The organism is Cupriavidus sp. SHE (assembly GCF_000812445.1).
In the GTDB taxonomy this organism is placed as follows: Bacteria; Pseudomonadota; Gammaproteobacteria; order Burkholderiales; family Burkholderiaceae; genus Cupriavidus; species Cupriavidus metallidurans.
Genome location: NZ_JWMB01000049.1, coordinates 58,463 through 76,065, shown reverse-complemented (window position 1 = coordinate 76,065; position 17,603 = coordinate 58,463). Strand labels below are relative to the sequence as shown.

The 17,603-nt window shown below is 63.1% G+C and carries 17 protein-coding genes; 6 read left to right on the top strand and 11 right to left on the bottom strand.

The window, feature by feature from the left end:
• Positions 1 to 26 precede the first annotated feature (26 nt).
• The 4 genes from RN01_RS23450 to RN01_RS23435 all read right to left on the bottom strand — a co-directional run bounded on the left by RN01_RS23450 (position 27) and on the right by RN01_RS23435 (position 5,571).
• Positions 27 to 734: an MOSC domain-containing protein gene (locus tag RN01_RS23450; protein WP_024569768.1), complete on the bottom strand. Its 708-nt coding sequence runs from the start codon at positions 732 to 734 to the stop codon at positions 27 to 29.
• Positions 734 to 1,462, bottom strand: a complete 729-nt coding sequence (locus RN01_RS23445) for a glutamine amidotransferase (RefSeq protein ID WP_017514799.1) — start codon at positions 1,460 to 1,462, stop codon at positions 734 to 736. Before RN01_RS23445 ends, RN01_RS23450 begins: the two co-directional genes overlap by 1 nt.
• Before the next feature lie 121 nt (positions 1,463 to 1,583).
• Positions 1,584 to 4,049, bottom strand: coding sequence for a penicillin acylase family protein (locus RN01_RS23440; RefSeq protein ID WP_024569769.1), 2,466 nt, complete (start codon positions 4,047 to 4,049; stop codon positions 1,584 to 1,586).
• 91 nt (positions 4,050 to 4,140) lie between these two features.
• Entirely contained in the window at positions 4,141 to 5,571 is a 1,431-nt protein-coding gene (locus RN01_RS23435) for an aldehyde dehydrogenase family protein (protein WP_024569770.1), read from the bottom strand.
• A gap of 222 nt (positions 5,572 to 5,793) precedes the next feature.
• Between RN01_RS23435 and RN01_RS23430 the strand changes: the two genes are divergently transcribed.
• Positions 5,794 to 6,477 (top strand): hypothetical protein, encoded by a 684-nt coding sequence (locus RN01_RS23430; RefSeq protein ID WP_024569771.1) that lies wholly within the window; start codon positions 5,794 to 5,796, stop codon positions 6,475 to 6,477.
• A gap of 82 nt (positions 6,478 to 6,559) precedes the next feature.
• Here RN01_RS23430 and RN01_RS23425 read toward each other — a convergent pair whose 3' ends face one another.
• The 6 genes from RN01_RS23425 to RN01_RS23400 all read right to left on the bottom strand — a co-directional run bounded on the left by RN01_RS23425 (position 6,560) and on the right by RN01_RS23400 (position 11,671).
• The gene (locus RN01_RS23425) at positions 6,560 to 8,182 is read right to left on the bottom strand and encodes an ABC-F family ATPase (RefSeq protein ID WP_008649697.1); all 1,623 of its coding nucleotides are present in this window, start codon (positions 8,180 to 8,182) and stop codon (positions 6,560 to 6,562) included.
• 172 nt (positions 8,183 to 8,354) lie between these two features.
• Positions 8,355 to 9,275 (bottom strand): muramoyltetrapeptide carboxypeptidase, encoded by a 921-nt coding sequence (gene ldcA, locus RN01_RS23420; protein WP_017514690.1) that lies wholly within the window; start codon positions 9,273 to 9,275, stop codon positions 8,355 to 8,357.
• Complete coding sequence (gene tadA, locus RN01_RS23415; RefSeq protein WP_011516308.1) at positions 9,272 to 9,841, bottom strand: tRNA adenosine(34) deaminase TadA; 570 nt, start codon at positions 9,839 to 9,841, stop codon at positions 9,272 to 9,274. Before tadA ends, ldcA begins: the two co-directional genes overlap by 4 nt.
• Positions 9,842 to 9,862: 21 nt before the next feature.
• A complete protein-coding gene (locus RN01_RS23410; RefSeq protein WP_008649701.1) occupies positions 9,863 to 10,339 on the bottom strand; it encodes a 6-carboxytetrahydropterin synthase in 477 nt (158 codons plus the stop codon).
• A 3-nt stretch (positions 10,340 to 10,342) separates the two neighbouring features.
• Complete coding sequence (gene queE, locus RN01_RS23405) at positions 10,343 to 10,978, bottom strand: 7-carboxy-7-deazaguanine synthase (RefSeq protein ID WP_017514689.1); 636 nt, start codon at positions 10,976 to 10,978, stop codon at positions 10,343 to 10,345.
• A gap of 180 nt (positions 10,979 to 11,158) precedes the next feature.
• Entirely contained in the window at positions 11,159 to 11,671 is a 513-nt protein-coding gene (locus RN01_RS23400) for a DUF1993 family protein (RefSeq protein ID WP_017514688.1), read from the bottom strand.
• A gap of 392 nt (positions 11,672 to 12,063) precedes the next feature.
• Between RN01_RS23400 and RN01_RS23395 the strand changes: the two genes are divergently transcribed.
• From RN01_RS23395 to RN01_RS23375, 5 genes are all read left to right on the top strand, one after another.
• Complete coding sequence (locus tag RN01_RS23395) at positions 12,064 to 12,666, top strand: DUF2239 family protein (protein WP_024569772.1); 603 nt, start codon at positions 12,064 to 12,066, stop codon at positions 12,664 to 12,666.
• A gap of 121 nt (positions 12,667 to 12,787) precedes the next feature.
• Positions 12,788 to 13,207: a PAS domain S-box protein gene (locus RN01_RS23390; protein ID WP_017514760.1), complete on the top strand. Its 420-nt coding sequence runs from the start codon at positions 12,788 to 12,790 to the stop codon at positions 13,205 to 13,207.
• Between the two features lie 237 nt (positions 13,208 to 13,444).
• Positions 13,445 to 14,230 carry a TetR/AcrR family transcriptional regulator gene (locus tag RN01_RS23385; protein WP_017514759.1) on the top strand — a complete coding sequence of 262 codons (786 nt, stop codon included), beginning with the start codon at positions 13,445 to 13,447 and terminating at the stop codon, positions 14,228 to 14,230.
• Between the two features lie 100 nt (positions 14,231 to 14,330).
• A complete protein-coding gene (locus RN01_RS23380; RefSeq protein ID WP_017514758.1) occupies positions 14,331 to 15,164 on the top strand; it encodes an alpha/beta fold hydrolase in 834 nt (277 codons plus the stop codon).
• A gap of 62 nt (positions 15,165 to 15,226) precedes the next feature.
• Entirely contained in the window at positions 15,227 to 16,759 is a 1,533-nt protein-coding gene (locus RN01_RS23375; RefSeq protein ID WP_024569773.1) for an NAD(P)/FAD-dependent oxidoreductase, read from the top strand.
• A 377-nt stretch (positions 16,760 to 17,136) separates the two neighbouring features.
• Here the strand turns inward: RN01_RS23375 and RN01_RS23370 are convergent, their stop codons facing one another.
• Entirely contained in the window at positions 17,137 to 17,568 is a 432-nt protein-coding gene (locus RN01_RS23370; RefSeq protein ID WP_017515575.1) for a hypothetical protein, read from the bottom strand.
• Positions 17,569 to 17,603 lie beyond the last annotated feature (35 nt).

Sequence of the window (17,603 nt, the reverse complement as noted above, 5' to 3'; positions counted from 1 at the left end):
CGGCAGATACGCCGCGCTGGCTGACCCTAGCCTCCGGCCAACCGCTTCTCCATATCCTCCACGACATGGCTCGCCACGCGCTGGCGGGCCAGCTTGCGCCAGCTTTCCGCCAGCGGCGCCAGATCGGCCATCTCGGCCAGTGCCGTGTAGTTGAGGCGATCCACGTAGAGCACGTGCAGCAACCGTTGCAGGGTCCATTGCGGATAAGGGCGCGCTACCAGCACCATCCTGTCGCCGGCTGACACTTCGCCCTCCTCGATCACCCGGTAGTACCAGCCCGTGCGTCCACCTTCCTGCACCGAGCGCGACATGGCTGCATAGCCGAACCGATGATTGAGCTTCCAGCACGGCTGCCGGGCCTGCGAGACTTCCACCAGCGCCGTGCCGACACGGAAGCGGTCACCAATACAGACTTCCGCCTCCGTCAGACCGTGCGTGCTGAAGTTCTCGCCGAAGGCACCGGGGCCATTCAGCACGTCGACGTTGCCGCCATGGGCGGCAAGCGTGTCGTGCCAGACCGGATAGTGGTCGCGCGGATAGTGGTGCAGCGCCTTTTCGGGGCCGCCGTGATGCTTCGGATCGCCCTGCTCGTCGATATCGAAGCCGAGCTTCGTGATGCGAACCGGCCCGCTGACCACTGTCTTTTCCATCCCGCTCGGTACCCCTTTGGGGCCGAACGGCTTTACCCTGCCCGCTAATACGGCGGCAATCGGGATGTTGATCAACGCATCCATCAAACCCCGGCCTCTTCCATCCACCGTGTAAACATCCGCTCACCGGCATTGGCGACGACAGCGCCGATTTCACCGGTACGGCGACGGATCGTGCGCGGATCAATGCCGGCGCGCCCCAGTTCGACCGTATGCCCGATCAGCCAGGTTTCGATATCGCCCGGCTTGACCTCGGGGTGGAACTGCAACGCCAGCACATGCGAGCCGATGGCATAGGCCTGGTGCGGCGTGGCAGCGGTGGAGGCAAGCAGTTCGGCGCCGGCGGGCAGGTCGAAGGTATCGCCGTGCCAGTGCAACACCTGCCAGTCGGCCTCGGCCAGCGCGGCCAGCGGCGAACGCCGACCAGCTTCCGTGGGCGTGATCGGCGCCCAGCCGATTTCGCGCGTGCCCGGATACACGCGCGCACCGGCAGCGGCTGCAATCAGTTGCGCACCCAGGCACGCACCGATCATTGGCCGCTGTGCATGAAGACGGTCACGAATGACGGCGATCTCGGCTTCGAGCCACGGATAGGCTTCGGTCTCATAGACCCCGATCGGGCCGCCGAGCACCACAAGCAGATCGGCTGGATCATCCTGCACCAGTGCAAGGTCATCCACGCCGGCCTGATACATGCGGATTTCGTGACCACGCGCGCGGGCTGCATCGGCAATCACGCCGGCGTGCTCGAATCCCACGTGCTGGATCACATCGGTGCGGCGCGGGCCGCGAGATGCATGGGTATCGCTCATCGAATGACTCCTGCAAGGAAAGGTCTCTTCATGGTACTGCCCGCTTACCGGGAATGATTTCCATTGACACAATCTTTGACAACATCGGGCGGGTCAGTTGCCATCGCTCAGTTGCCGTCGATCAGTTGCCATCACTCAGCGGCCGCAGTACCAGCGTGTCAAAGCTGTCGCCGCCCGGATTGCGCCGGTGGGCGCCAATCGTGATGAACTGCACGGCTGCCCACTCCTCGGTCCAGTCGCGGTAGTGCGGCGACAGCGCGTTGCCAGACTGTCCGGTCGACGTCATGAAACGCGACTCCGACAGATCGTCCAGATCGTAGATGGCGCGCAGACTGGCCGCGTGCGTGCTCTCGAATGGTGCGTGCTCATCGCGGAGGTTGTGGCGGCCCACATCCACCGTATACGTATCACCGCCGGTGGGCACGCGCACGTTGAACAGGCTGGACAGGTACGGCACCTTGCCGAACGGCTTGTGCTCGGAACGCGCGGTGTGCGCCTTGCCCCAACGCCACTTGGCCGTGTCTTCGCCATAGCGACGATCCAGATCGGCAATCGCCCGCTGCCATGCCAGCCCGATCGTGTCCGCGCAGCTCTCGTGGGCGGGCGTGCGCGAGTTGTCGCACCAGAAGGCACCCAGGCCCTTCGGGTCGCGCATCGCATTGAGCATCGGCAACTGGACGTTGCGTTGCTCCCAGAGCCGGTTGAATTGCGATTCGCCGACCTTGTCCTCGAACAGCAGGCGCGACAGTTCGCGTAGCCATGCGGTCACCACCAGCGGCTCCGCCCGGTCGGCCGACATCGTGCCGTCCCATTTGCGCAGCGCGTCGAGCAGCGCGCGCTCGCGCGGCGGGCGTGTGGCGTCCGTCGCCGCTGGGGCAGCCAGCAGCAATGGCAGCGCATCGCGCACGGCTAGCGAGACCACGTCCTTCTGGATCGCGGCAAAGGTGTCCTTCGTATGGTGCGGCTCGGCCTCCAGCAGCGTGCGGATGCGCTGGTAGCGATACGGCACCGTCCACTCGCTCGTGATGAAGTACGGGTAGTCGTCGCCCACGATCTTCTGGTTCGCCGTGACGATCATGCCCTCGGGCGGATTGAAGCGGCGCGGCAACTGCTCGAACGGAATGAAACCCTGCCAGTCGTAACGCGCATCCCAGCCCGGCGCTGGCGCGAGCCCCATCAGGTCATTGTCAGGGCGGCGCAGCGGCACGCGGCCCGGGGCGATATATCCGATATTGCCGTCGACGTCGGCATAGACGATGTTCTGCTGCGGCGAATGAAAGTCACGCAATGCCGCCACGAACGACTTCCAGTCCGATGCGTGGCTCATGTTCAGGCTGGCCACGAACGTGCGATCGTCGGCGCGCAGCGCCGCCCACTGGAACGCCACCACGTACTGCGCGCCCAGCGGCTTGGCGGCCGCGCTGATCGGCTCCGCCACATCGGACATGACCGGTCCGTGGCGCGTGCCGCGCACCGTCAGCGTGACATCCGGCGCCCCCTTGACCTGGATGGTCTCGGTTCGCGTGCTGAACTCCGCCCAGCCCTCTGGCGTTTGATAGCGGTTGGGATTGGCCGGGTCGACCCGCTCCAGATACAGGTCCTGGACATCGGGCGCGGTATTGGTGAAGCCCCAGGCAATGCGCTTGTTGTGACCCAGCACCACCAGCGGCGCGCCGGGCAGCGTGGCGCCGGTCAGATCCAGGCCCGGGGCCTGCAGATGCGCGAAATACCAGAGCGCGGGCGCCTGGAGCCCCAGATGCGGGTCATTGGCCAGCAGCGGCTTGCCACTGCGCGTATGGGCGCCGGAGACAACCCAGTTGTTCGAGCCCATCCCCTCCACGTAGCCAGACGGCGCCTGCTGGACAACTTGCGCCATGGCCGTGGCCACCGGGGCAAGCTTGCGATAGAAGCTGGCGTAGTCCATCGTCCGCAACGGCTTCTCGCCCGGATACGGCGCCAGGATTTCTGCAATGCGAGAGGCCGGCAACTGCTGGGACAGCCCCATGCGCAGGACTTCCTGCGTCCAGTTGCCCCCGAGATCCCACGCCATCATGGTCTGCCAGCCAATCGTATCCACCGGCTCCCAGCGCTCGGGGCGGGTGCCAACGATCAGGAATTCCGGCGGCAGCGCCGACTTGCGCGTGTCGATGAACGCATTGACACCATCGGCATAGGCCTGCAGCACCGCGCGGGCCTCTGGCGGTGTCTGCGCGAGGATCGCCTCTGCATTGCGCCGCACGCCCAGTGTGCGCAGGAAGCGGTCGGTCTCGAGCGCGCTGGGACCCAGGATTTCGGCAAGACGGCCCGCGACGATGCGCTTGTTCATCTGCATCTGCCAGAGGCGGTCCTGCGCGTGGACGTAGCCAAGCGCGTAGTACGCATCGAGTGAATTGGCCGCCTGGATATGTGGCACGGCATTGCGGTCTCGCACCACTACCACGCGGTCTCGCAGGCCGGCCAGTCGCAAGGTGCCGGCCACGTCTGGCTGCGACGCCTGCCGGTACCAGATATAGCCGCCGATCGACCCGGTTGCCGCCAACAGCACGATGCCCAGCAATCCCCAGCCCAGCCGTTTCAACCAGCGCATCCAACTCCCCCCGATAGGAAAGACCGCAATGACAGAAATAAAAAATGCCCGGACATGCCGGGCATTGATGATACGACGAACTCGTCCTCGGTCAGGCGGGCTTCTTGAGTTGCAGCGACTTGTACTCGAGGAATTCCTCCAACCCGAACTTGCCACCTTCACGCCCGTTGCCGGACTGCTTGAAGCCACCGAACGGCGCGTTCATGTTGAACGGGCCGCCATTGATGTCCACCTGGCCGGTACGGATACGGCGTGCCACGCGGATCGCGCGCGACTCGTCACCAGACCAGACACCTCCGCCCAGGCCGTAGATGCTGTCGTTGGCGATGCGGATGGCCTCATCTTCGGTGTCGTAGCAGATAACGGACAGCACCGGTCCGAAGATCTCCTCCTGCGCCACCGTGGCCTTCGGATCGACGTTGCCAAGGACGGTCGGCTTGACGAAGAAGCCACGGTCCAGACCAGCCGGCGTATCGGGCCCTCCCGCCACCAGTTCCGCGCCCTCATCCAGCCCGCGACGGATATATCCGGTGACGCGCTCCTTCTGCACCGCGGAGATCAGCGGTCCCAGCTTCGTCGTGTCCGCCAGCGGATCGCCAACGGTGAAGCCTTCCACCACCTTCGCGGCGATGGCCTTGACTTCCTCGTAGCGGCTGCGCGGCACAAGCATGCGCGTGTGCGCCGAGCAGGTCTGCCCCGAGTTCAGGTAGCACGCGCCGATAGTGCCCTTGACGGCCGTCGGCAGGTCCGCATCGTCGAGGATCACCGACGCCGATTTGCCGCCGAGTTCGAGCGCCACGCGCTTGACGGATTGCGCGGCCAGTTCCGAGACGCGCTTGCCGGCACGGGTCGATCCCGTGAACGACACCATGTCGACATCGGGATGGCTGGCCAGCACCTCGCCGACCACGGGACCATAGCCGGTCACCAGGTTGAACACGCCCGGCGGCAGCCCCGCGGCCTCGATCACTTCAGCCAGCACGAAGGCGTTGAGCGGCGCCACTTCGGACGGCTTGAGCACCACCGTGCAGCCCGCTGCCAACGCCGGCGCCACCTTCAGCGTGATCTGGTTGAGCGGATAGTTCCACGGCGTGATGGCCGCGACGACGCCGACCGGCTCGCGCACGACCAGCGAATTGCCCACCTGCTCCTCGAACGCGAACTGGTCGAGCAGCGCCGCGGCCTGGCCCCAGTTGTAGACGGGGCCGCCCACCTGAATGGCCCGGGCCAGCTTGATCGGCATGCCGACTTCGCCGGCAATCATCTGCGCGAGCTCCTCGCTACGCGCCTTCAGGCCTTCGGCAATCTTGCGGATGTAATCGGCACGCACGGACGGCGGCGTGGCCGACCAGGCTTCAAATGCCCCGCGCGCGGCAGCGATGGCGTTCTCGGCGTCACGCGCGTCCCCTTCAGGGATCTTGCCCATAACGTCTTCGGTAGCGGAATGAATGACATCGATGAACCCCGTACCGTGGGGGGTCACCCAGCTACCATTGATGAAAAGTTTGTCTCGTTGTTGCATGGCCACAGTTCTCGTTAGGTGAATCGGCGGTTGCAATATTTTTTGTTACTTTCGTGGTGCACCACATTGTAGAGCGGTTTGCGGTTTCGAATTTCCTGTGCCGCAAGCGCCAACTGACATCGAGACGGCGATTATCGGCCACATACCAGACTTTGGGAGGGTATGCGTCAGGCGGCCGGTACATAACAAAACAAGACAGAACAAAACAACAAGGAGCGGGGCATGGTCGATCCGATCTTTCGCAAGACGGAGGCAGGACAGGAAGAAATTCGCACGCGCGAACGAAAGCTGGATCAGAAACTGCGTGCGCTATTGCTGATCGTGAATGGGGAGCGCGCCAAATCGGAGCTAGTGGCGCAAGTCGGCGCCCTGGGCGTGGCCGGGGAAGCATTGGACACGCTGCTGGCACTCGGACTGATCGAGCCAATACCGGCTCCCACGGGCGCGAAGCCTGCCTTGTCGACTGCGCAGGCCACGGTTCGCCCAACTACAGGTCCGGCACGTTCCGCGCCGCAGCGGGCCCCGGCCGAGACCAATCTGTTTGCGGCCTATTCATCGTTCAACACGTCCGATGGCAAGGGCATCGACGACGTCCTGGCGGACACCACGATCGCCCCGGGCACCCTGCCCGCCGCGAAGCCATCGACGCAGCCAGCCACGCCGGCACCCGATGGCTACCAGCGGCTTTATCACTTCTTTACGGATGTGATCGGCAATCACCTCGGCCTGCGCGGCTATATGCTGCAAGTCAAAGTGGAGAAGGCGGCGACGCTGGTGGAGCTGGCTGCCCTGCGTGACATGCTGGGGGCTGCGCTGCAGAAGGCGAAGGGAGAGATCACGGCGCGCGCGATCATCGATCAGCTGGATCAGCTGCTGGCGGAGATGGGAATGGCGCCGGTGCGGTAGCACGGGCCATGAAGCTCCCCTGTTCCGCGTTGCGGGACAGGGGAGAAAGACGCCGGCTTAGTGGATTACCGGCGTACCGGCTTTACGCCTCGATACCCTGCGATTGCAGGTACTCGTCGTACGTGCCGAGGTAATCGGTGATCCGCCCGTCGGTGCGCACTTCGATCACTCGCGTGGCCAGAGCACTGATCAGTTCACGGTCGTGCGACACGAAGACGAGCGTGCCCGTGAACTTGTCCAGCGCGACCTGGAGCGATTCGATCGACTCCATGTCCATGTGGTTGGTCGGCTCGTCCATCGCCAGCACGTTATGGCGGCCCAGCATCAGCTTGCCCCAGATCATGCGACCCTTCTCGCCACCGGATAGCACCTTGACGGACTTCTTGATATCGTCGGCCGAGAACAGCAGACGGCCCAGCGTGCCGCGCAACGACTGGTCGTCGTCGCCGGCCTGGGTCCACTGGCTCATCCAGTCCATCACGTTCAGGTCGTTCGGGAATTCCTCGTACGTGTCCTGCGGCATGTAGCCCACGTTGGCGTTCTCGGCCCACTTGACCGTGCCGCGGTCCACTTCCACGCCGCGCTGCACGCCGGTTTGCACCACGTTGTTCAGCAGGGAACGCAGCAGCGTGGTTTTGCCCGCGCCGTTCTCACCGATGATGGCCACACGCTCGCCAGCCTGGATCGCCATCGACAGATTGTTGATGATCTTGCGGTCGTAGGTCTTGGTGATGTCCTCTGCTTCGACAGCCAGGTTGTGCAGCTTCTTCTCGAACTCGAAGCGCACGAATGGGTTCTGGCGCGACGACGGCTTGATGTCCTCGACCTTGATCTTGTCGATCTGCTTCAGGCGCGACGTGGCCTGGCGAGCCTTCGACTTGTTGGCCGAGAAGCGGCGCACGAAGTCCTGCAGTTCGGTGATGCGATCCTTGGCGCGCGCGTTGGCGGCCACCTGGCGCTCGCGGGCCTGCATCGACGCCTGCATGTAGTCGTCGTAGTTGCCCGGGTAGACCTTCAGCGTGCCGTAGTCCATGTCCGCCATGTGCGTGCACACGGAGTTCAGGAAGTGACGGTCGTGGGAAATGATGATCATGGTGGAGTTGCGCTCGTTGAGCACGTCTTCCAGCCAGCGGATCGTGTTGATGTCCAGGTTGTTGGTCGGTTCGTCGAGCAACAGCACATCCGGATTCGAGAACAGCGCCTGCGCCAGCAGCACGCGCAGCTTCCAGCCCGGGGCGATCTCGCTCATCGGGCCCTGGTGCTGATCGGTCGGGATACCCACGCCCAGCAACAGTTCGCCAGCGCGTGCCTCGGCCGTGTAGCCGTCGAACTCGGCGTACTTGGCCTCGAGTTCGGCAGCGTGCATGTAGTCTTCGTCGGTGGCTTCCGGATTCGCGTAGATTGCGTCCCGCTCGCTCGCCGCGCCCCACATTTCGGTATGGCCCATCATCACCACGTCGAGCACGCGGTTGTCCTCATACGCGAACTGGTCCTGGCGCAGCTTGCCCAGACGGATGCCCGGCTCCAGCATGACCGTGCCCGACGACTGCTCCAGATCGCTGCCGAGAATCTTCATGAAGGTGGACTTGCCGCAGCCGTTCGCGCCGATCAGGCCGTAGCGGTTGCCCTCGCCGAACTTGACCGAGATATTCTCGAACAACGGCTTGGGGCCGAACTGCATGGTGATGTTTGCGGTAGAAAGCACGTCTGAACCTTGTCTGGAATGTCGGTGTGCCGCGTGGGCACCCTGAGATGACTGCTCGCGGCAGGCATTGGCGCCCGGCGCAGCGAAATGAGGAAATAACCAGATATTTTACCACTCGTGGGGGTATCTGGTAAGTCGCGGGCGGCATGTCGCCGCCCTGGCCGCCGCGCGGCTACAACGTCGGATAACCCGACAGCGACAGCACAAAACCGTCGGCACGTGCCGTCAGCCGCGCATTTCCGCCCACCGGCAAAGTCAGCTTGCGCGGGCAGTGGCCGAACGGCAGGCCCGTGAGCACCGGAATACGCAACTGTTCGCGCACATAGTCGAATACGGCATCCATGTTGTAGCCATTGTCGTAGTCGGTGGTGCGGTAATTCGAGAAGTCGCCCAGCACGATAGCCTGTTGCTGGGCCAGCACCCCTGCGTGCAGCAACTGGAGCAACATCCGCTCCACGCGGTACGGTGGCTCGTTGATGTCTTCCAGGAACAGAATGCCACCGTCGATGTCCGGCATGTACGGCGTGCCCAGCAGCGTGCACAGCATGGCCAGATTACCGCCCCAGAGCGTGCCTTCCACGGTTGCCGGTGCGGCCACCTGGGGCGCCACGACCTCGATGTCGTGGACCGGGGCGTGCAGGATGCCCTCGAAATGCCGCCACATGAACGAATCGACGTGCTCCTCGCCGAAATCCGCGAGCAGCATCGGCCCTGCGAACGACACCCCGCCAGCCTTGGCCAGATAGGCCAGCTGGAACGCGGTGAAATCGCTGTGACCGACGATCGGCGTGCCGCTTGCGCTGGCCTGCTCCGCGATGCGCCCGAACTCGATGCGATCGAGCAGTCGGCCCAGGCCGTACCCGCCGCGCACCGCCAGCGTCAGCTCCCGAGCGGGACCTGTGCCGATGGCATGGAGATCGGCCAACCGCTCCGCATCCGTACCGCCGAATCGCAGATAGCGGCGCGCGAGCACATCGGGATTGTTGACGTGGTAGCCGTGGTGCTTGAGCCAGGCACAGCCGCGGGCGGCAATGGCAACGTCGTGAGGGTAGCCGGATGAGGCGATGAGACGGACTTCGGTGGGCTGGCTCATGTTTCGGAATTCGGGTCTGAAGCCTGAATTTTCCCCGAATCTGCGTCCACTGGCGAGACCTGCAAGGCTCTTGCCGCTTTCTGCGCCCTGCGGCGCGCCCCGAAAAAATCGCGCAGCAACTGGCCACACTCATCGGCCATCACGCCTCGCGTGAGTGTGGTCTGGTGATTGAGCGTGGCCTGCGCGAACAGATCGACCACGCTGCCGGCCGCCCCCGTCTTGGGATCGGTCGCGCCAAATACCACGTGTCGCAGCCGCGCATGGAGAATCGCCCCGCTGCACATCGGGCACGGCTCGAGCGTCACGTAAATCTCGCACTCGGGCATCCGGTAGTTGCCCAGCACCTTGGCTGCCGCGCGCAGCGCCTGCATCTCCGCATGAGCGGACGGATCGACCGAACGGATCGGCAAATTGTGGCCGCGCGCGATGATCTTGTCGTCCCACACCACCACGGCGCCCACCGGCACCTCGCCGGCCGCTTCGGCCAGCCGTGCCTCGTCGAGCGCGGCGGCCATGTAGAAACGGTCGCGCTCCGCGGGGTCGGCGAATACGGGGACGTCTGCCATGAAACGCCTGTCAGTCCCGCGTCAGTCCTGCGCGGGCAGGCTGAGCGGCGCGCTGACCTCGGCCCAGCAGTTCGGCGTCTCGAACAGCACCAGGCGGGTCAGTTGCAGATGATGATCGAAGCAGTCCTTGAAGACCGGCGCCAGGATGTCGAACGCCACCTGCGCAAGGTTCTCAACGGTTGGAATGCTGTCGATCACCACGGTCTTGTGGTTGTCCATCGACTGCAGGAAATTCAGCAGCGCGGTATCGCCACGATAGATCAGGAACGCGTGATCCCACTTCGACACCAGATGCTCGTTGGCAAGCGTCTTGATATCGCCGAAATCCAGGATCATGCCGTCATCGGGCGCGCCCTCCTGGTGCAGGACTTCGCCGGACAGCGTCAGGTCCAGACGATAGCGGTGGCCATGGATGTTGCGGCACTGTCCGCCATGGCTTGGGATGCGGTGCCCGGCGTCGAATTCGAGCCGGCGCGTAATCGAAACTTGTTTGCTCATGTGTCAGCGAATGCCCAGCAGCTTGTGGGTCTGCAGCGACAGGCGCCAGCGCGGGTGGCGCTGGCAGAACTCCACTGCCGCGGCAGTATTCTGCCGGGCCAGCGGGCCATCCATGGCCTGCACCATGAAATACTGGAAATCCAGTTGCTCGTATGCTGCGAAATCCTGGCCATCCTGCGGAATCACGACCTTGAGTTCGTCGCCCTTCCTCACCACGAGTTCCGAACCCATCTTCGGGCTCACGCAAACCCAGTCGATACCCTCAGGCACCTCGATCGTGCCGTTGGTTTCGATGGCGATCTCGAAACCGCGCGCGTGCAGCGCATCGATCAGCGGCGCGTCGAGCTGCAGCAGCGGCTCACCGCCAGTGCAGACCACGAGCGGTTTGCCGCCTGCACCCTGCGGCCATTCGGCCGCCACCACTGCCGCCAGTTCATCGGCGGTCTTGTACTTGCCACCCAGCGTGCCATCGGTCCCGACGAAATCGGTATCGCAGAACTGGCATACCGCCCGCGCGCGGTCTTCCTCACGACCGGTCCACAGGTTGCAACCCGAGAAACGGCAGAACACCGCGGCGCGACCGGCGTTAGCGCCTTCGCCCTGCAGCGTGTAGAAGATTTCCTTGACGGCGTAAGTCATGCGGTTGGTTTTGGGTCTTGGGGGGGTGTCCGGAATCGCCCGCCTGCCTAAAAAATAAGCAAAATGCGATGGGTGGGCAACCGGTGATTGTAGCAAAAACTTAGGGTTTTTGCTGAGAACCCGAAATCATGACGACCTTGGCGCCGGCCACCGCGAGCAGCAGACGCCACCCATCATCACTCACCGCGGCGGCGCGCCCAGGAAATCCATCTTGCCGATCTGTACCCCCTTGTGACGCAGGATGTCGTAAGCCGTCGTGACATGGAAATAGAAGTTCGGGAGCGCGAAACCAAGCAGATAGCTCTTCCCGTCGAACGTAATCGGACCATGGCGCAGCTTGAGCTCCACCGTCCGCGTCTCGCTGCCTTCGAACTGCTCCGGCCGAATCGTCTTCAGATAGCCAATGGTCTTGGCGATGCGCTCCTGAAGCTCCGGGAAAGTCGCCTCGGTATCCGGAAATGAGGGAGTCTCAAGCCCCGCCAGCCGTGCCGCGCAGCCCTTGGCCGCGTCGCTCGCGCGCTGGATCTGAGCCGGCAACGGGTCCATATCCGCGATCAACCGCGTCTGGATCAACTCCGCGGCGTCCATTCCCTGCGCCTTCGCATGGGCCGCGCCCTTTTCCAGGATCGCGGACAGGTTGGTCAGCGCGCGGATGAATACGGGTACCGATACGTCGTACATCGAGAGGGCCATGTGGGCTCCTTGGCTGTGAATACGGAACGTGCGTTGCTGTTGTCCAGGCGGGGCCTGCCGGCACCCGCTGGCCAGAGCATAGACCGGAATCCCGCCGACTGCCCGGTCAGGCTTCAGCCCCGGCGGAAATCGGGCCTTCAATGGTCCGGGCACGGACCTGCGGATCGTGAATGCGTGCGATGCCTTCGTGACCTGACATGTGAGCCTGAGCCTCTGCTGAGATAGAGCGCTGGCGATCGTGCTCGAACGCGTTGCACCAGGTGCTGGGCCTCGCCAATAAAGATGCGCTTTAAGTCACTTATCACCGGGAGGCGATATTTTTATCCGGGTGATATTGCACGCTTAATTTTATCCGGATAATATATGAGAATCGCCTAGTTACCCATCCGATGATGACGATGACAACCTCCCCCTCCTATACCAGCTTCAACGGACACCAACGCATCGCCACAGGCCCCTTGCTGGCGAACGCGCTGGCCATCAAACATGCGCTCGCACAGGGTACGACCGGCCTCGTGTTGATCTTCGACGATACGACCGGCCGCACCGTGGATGTGGATACCAGGGGAACGGAACAAGAGATCGCCAGCCGATTGCAGCTGGCGACGCCACACAACAAAGATCCTGAAGCCGGGTTGGAAGCGCCGGAGGCCTCCGAGCCCAAAGGCCGCGGTCGACCGAAGCTTGGCGTGGTGGCGCGTGAGGTCACGCTGCTGCCCCGGCACTGGGAATGGCTAGCCGGCCAGCCTGGTGGCGCCTCCGTGGCGCTCAGGAAGCTGGTCGAGGAAGCGCGCCGCGCGGGCAGCGAGAAAGACCGGATGCGACAGGCCCACGAGCGCGCCTATCACTTCATGCTGGCCATTGGCGGCGATCTGCCCGGCTTTGAAGAAGCTACGCGCGCGCTGTTCAGCAATGATGCATCGCGGCTCCGCGAACTGATCGGCGGATGGCCGGCTGACGTGCGCGATCACGCGCTACATCTGGCGGACTATTGATAGTCCGGAGAGAAAGCGCAGGCATCTGCGATTTGCAGCGGAGAATATCGACTGGCAACCGGGCCGCATCAGACGGCCCGGTTGCCGGGCGAGCGCCCCCACCCCACAAGGCGATGAAATCATGACAATTTCAACGAACACGGCAGCGCAAATCCTCGAGCAACTCGCCGACGCACTCATCTTTGCCGATACGGACGGCCGAATCACGGGCTGGAATCATGCCGCGGCAGAACTCTTTGGATACGGCGCGGACGAGGCGCTGGGCCAAAGTCTCGACCTGATCATCCCCGAGCGCCTGCGGGCCGCGCACTGGAAGGGATTTCAGGCCGCCATCGACACCGGCAAGACCCGGCTCTCCGGCAAGCCGACACTAACCAAGGCGATCCATAAGGACGGACGCAAACTCTTCGTGGAAATGACGTTCGCGCTGGTCAGCGATGCGACCGGCAAAGTCATCGGCTCAGTCGCCGTTGCACGGGATGTCACGGACAAGGTCGAGCAGGAACGCGCCCAGAGCGCTGCGGGGCCAGCGTCAAGATAGCCCCCCCGTTTCCGGGACGATCACCAGCATTCAAAACCCGCAACGCTTGCGGGTTCTTATTTTCCGCCGCTGACGACGGCTACCCGTCAGGTTTGGCCAACACTCCAAATGTTTTCGGCAGAGGCCCGATAGCGTGGCAGACCGGAAATTGCAGCTGGCCTTCAGTTCCGGCTTGCACAATAGGCCACAGGGACTATAAATAGAACCATAAATCGAATTCTATTTGGGAGACACAGCATGCTCGATGTTCCCATCGGCAGCGCCAAGGCATCGCCTGAGCGATCAGATCGACCTGATCGCCAGACAGATGCGGCACCCCCAAAGAACCGCAGACTCGCCCTGCAAGCCCGCAGCCAGGCAACAGAGAAAGCGCTGCTGGATGCTGGCCTGGCCCACTTCGAAGCGCAGGGATTCGAGGGCTTGTCGATGCAGGCGGTGGCTGAATACGCTGGCACATCGATTGGCGCCTTGTACTTCCGCTTCGGAGACCGCGAGGGCTTCATTCAGGCCGTGCTGGAGCGCGGCTTCGACCAGATCCGCCAGGATACCGACGACTTGCTGGCCAAGGTCACGACCGAGCATGCATCACCGCACGAAGTCATCAATGCCTTCGTGGACCTGGCCGTACGCGTACAGAAGAAGAGTCATGGCGTATTCCGTGCCTTGCTGCAGCGTGCGCTGGTCGACCCCAAAGCTTGGGAGCCCGTGGGTCGCCTGGGAAACGACGCCACGCGCCGGCTGGTGTCCGCACTGAGCCGATTTCCGGAGGTGGTAGCCATCCCCGACTGGGAAGCGCGCTTGATGTTCGGCGTGTACGCAGCGCGCAGCGCGCATTTCAACGCGATGTACAACAGCCAGGCGCCGCTACCCAAGGGCCATGCCGCCATGGTTCACATGCTGTACGAACTTATCGTGAGCTATCTCGGCCTGCCTCCAATCGGGCGCGTCGGCCAGGGCGCCAAGGATCAGGGCGGCCGCCCCAGGAAGCTCGCCACCTCATCGCGCACCCGCCATACGCCGTAGAGATCCGCGTAGGCGTTAACGGCCAGCAAATCGAGCGTTGGCTGCAAGCGACCTGACGCAGTCTGGTCGATCCCTTTCTCTTCCTCACTCAAGGACTCCTATGCAACGTCTGAATGTGGACGCGCCCGGCATTCCCAGAACCAGTGTGCTGGACGCGGGCCAGGGCAGACCCACAATTCTGATTCACGGCACGTCCTCAAGCGCCGAAATGGGTTGGGCGCAGTTGCTGCCCAGGCTGGCAGCCAAACGGCGCTGCCTCGCGTTCGACATGGTCGGCGCAGGCCAGACCGAAGACCCGGGCGGCCCCATCGCCCTGGCCACGCTGGTCGAGCAAGTCCGCGCCGTCGCCGACCTAGCTGGAGACGGCAAGCCTCTGGATCTTGTCGGCTATTCGCTGGGCGCCGTGGTCGCCGCGGTCGCGGCCGCTGCAATGCCCGATCGTGTGCGCCGACTGGTCTTGCTGGGTGGCTGGGTGCAAAGCAGCAGAAGCATGTGCGTGCTTTTTGACCTCTGGGCGGAGCTGTCACGAACCGACAAGCACCAGCTTGCGAGACTGCTGCTGGTCAACGGCGTATCCGATACCTTCTTTCAAGCCAACTCCACTGAGGCAATCCAGACCGCACTGGACCGCATTGCCAACCTGCTTTCTGCCGGAGGCGATCGCCAGGCGGAGCTCGATGCCACGATCGACATTCGCGCCGAGCTACCCAAAATCAGGGCCCAGACCCTGGTGATCGGCATGCAGCAAGATCGTCTGGTGCCGCCCGCGCATTGCCGCGATCTGGCTGCAGGCATTGCAGGCGCGCGTTACGAGCAGATCGACTGCGGCCACCTCGTCACGCTGGAACAGCCCGGTGCCCTGCTCGATCTGGTTGAAAGTCATCTTGATAGTCCGACAGGACATTGCCACGAAGAACGACACGGTGCCGCATGACGTCATCGGCGCTCTTCACGTGAGTGGCCAGGGCCACATACGATATCTCAGGAGACAACCCCATGAATGCCAACATCTTGTCCGGGCGCCAGCCTGCCCGACCCGCTGCCACGGAGCATTTCGACGTGATCATCGTCGGTGCCGGCATCTCGGGTGTGGGCTCTGCCTATCACATGCGGACACAATGCCCCGACAAGCGTTTCGTCGTGCTCGAAAGCAAGGATAGCTACGGGGGCACCTGGCACACACACCGCTATCCCGGCGTGCGTTCGGATAGCGACCTCTACACCTTCGGCTACCGCTTCAAGCCATGGATGGGGAAACCCATTGCGACTGCGGAGGAAATCCTCAGCTACATGGCCGAAGTGATCGAAGAGAACGACCTCGCTCAGCACATCCGCTATCGCCATCGCATCGACGCGGCGTCCTGGTCTTCCGCCGAAGGACTTTGGACCCTTGATGCCACACGCCTGGAATCGGGAGAGCGCGTACGTTTCACCACCAATTTCCTGTGGATGTGCCAGGGATACTATCGCCACGATCAGGGCTATCTGCCCGCGTGGACGGGCATGGACAATTTCAAAGGCCCGTTGATTCACGCGCAGACCTGGCCCGAGGAACTGGACGTCCAGGGCAAGCGTGTGGTCGTCATCGGCTCGGGCGCTACCGCTGCCACCGTTGTGCCGGGACTGGCCCGCCTGGGTGCCAAGGTCACCATGCTGCAACGCTCGCCCACATACTTCATCTCGGGACGCAACGCCAACGATCTCGCAAACGAGCTACGCCGGCTCGAGATCGACCCGATGTGGATCCACGCCATCATCCGGAAGAAAGTCCTGATGGATGGCGCCATCTTCGCCCGCCGCTCGCGTGAAGAACCAGAGGAGGTGCGCAAGGAGCTGCTTGCAGGGGTTCGCGCGCAGCTTGGCGAGGACTTCGAACTCGAACCGCATTTTTCGCCACGCTACCGGCCTTGGCAGCAGCGGGTGGCGTTCATTCCGGATGGCGACATGTTCGCGGAAATTCGCGAGGGCAACGCCAGCGTGGTCACTGACGAGATCGACCGGTTCGTCGAAGACGGCGTCGTGCTCAAGTCCAACGCGAAGCTAGACGCCGACATCGTTGTGGCCGCTACGGGCTTTCAGCTCAGTGTGCTGGGCGACATTCCGTTTAGCGTCGACGGCCTGCCGCTGGATTTCTCGAAAACCGTGACCTATCGCGGCATGATGTTCACTGGCGTGCCTAACATGGTCTGGGTGTTCGGCTACTTCCGCGCCAGCTGGACGCTACGGGTTGACATGGTCGCCGACTTCGTCTGCCGCCTGCTGAAGCACATGGATGCCACGGGAGCAACGCAAGTCACCCCACAACTCCGTGAAGACGAGAAAGACATGCCTCTATCCGAGTGGATAGACGCCGACAACTTCAACCCCGGCTATCTCATGCGCGACATTCATCTCATGCCCAGGAGCGGCAACACGCGCGAGTGGCAACACACGCAAGACTACTGGGGAGAAAAGGATGAGTTTCCCGAGATTGACCTAACGGATGGGGTGTTCCGTTACGACGCAAACCGTCCATCAGGCAATGCCTGAGCCAGGCCGTGGTCGACAGCACGGTGCCGGATGAATGGCACAAAAAAGCCCGCAATTACGCGGGCTTTTTTGTTCTCTGGTGCGACTCGGCTCTGGCCAGCGCCAGAGGCCGAATCACTCCCACTCGATCATCAATGAGCCTCGCAAACCCGCGTGGTTAAAGGGATTGGGCCTGATCGACATGGGGCACTACCGTCGCTTTTACCGTCAAGGGCGACCATCTTTTGCTGGCGCGGGAGATGGAGCGCTTTGCGCGGGAGCTGGGTTTTCGACACCATCATCAATCAGCTCTCAGGATACCGGAGAAATCCCCAACCGTCAGCCGACGTAAGCGCAGGCAGGCGAGCACCATCCGGTCGCTGGGACTTGGAGCGCGTCTAGGGATGCTCCCCCGATTGCTCGGCGTCCCAAAAGTGCCGCATCGCTTCGAAGGCTTTTCTCTCAACGTCCTGCATTCGTGCCAAAGCATCAGGCTCGGGTACGGGCCGGAAGCTTGACGACAACTGTTCAACGTCGCGTCGAGCGGCTAGCCAAGCCTGCAGCAGAGGCTGCCACTGCCGATCCCAGTGGCCGAAGGGCCGCGAGTCAGGCGATGACACTTTGCGTAGCGCCTGGTGCATCACGGCACCGGCGGTCCGCGTCGGGTCGTCCCATTTGGCCGGAACGCTCCAGCCGGCGTCGCGGACGCCACTGGCGCTTCGGAGGTCAGGGCCCACCATGGGAACAGGTGCGCCCACGACAGTTCCGAATCCGAAGAGCTTGTGATCGATGCGATCGCCTTCCTCAAGTGGGCAGTTCGAACTACTCATTCGGGTCTCCTCTCTTCATGCAATTTCATTGGCTT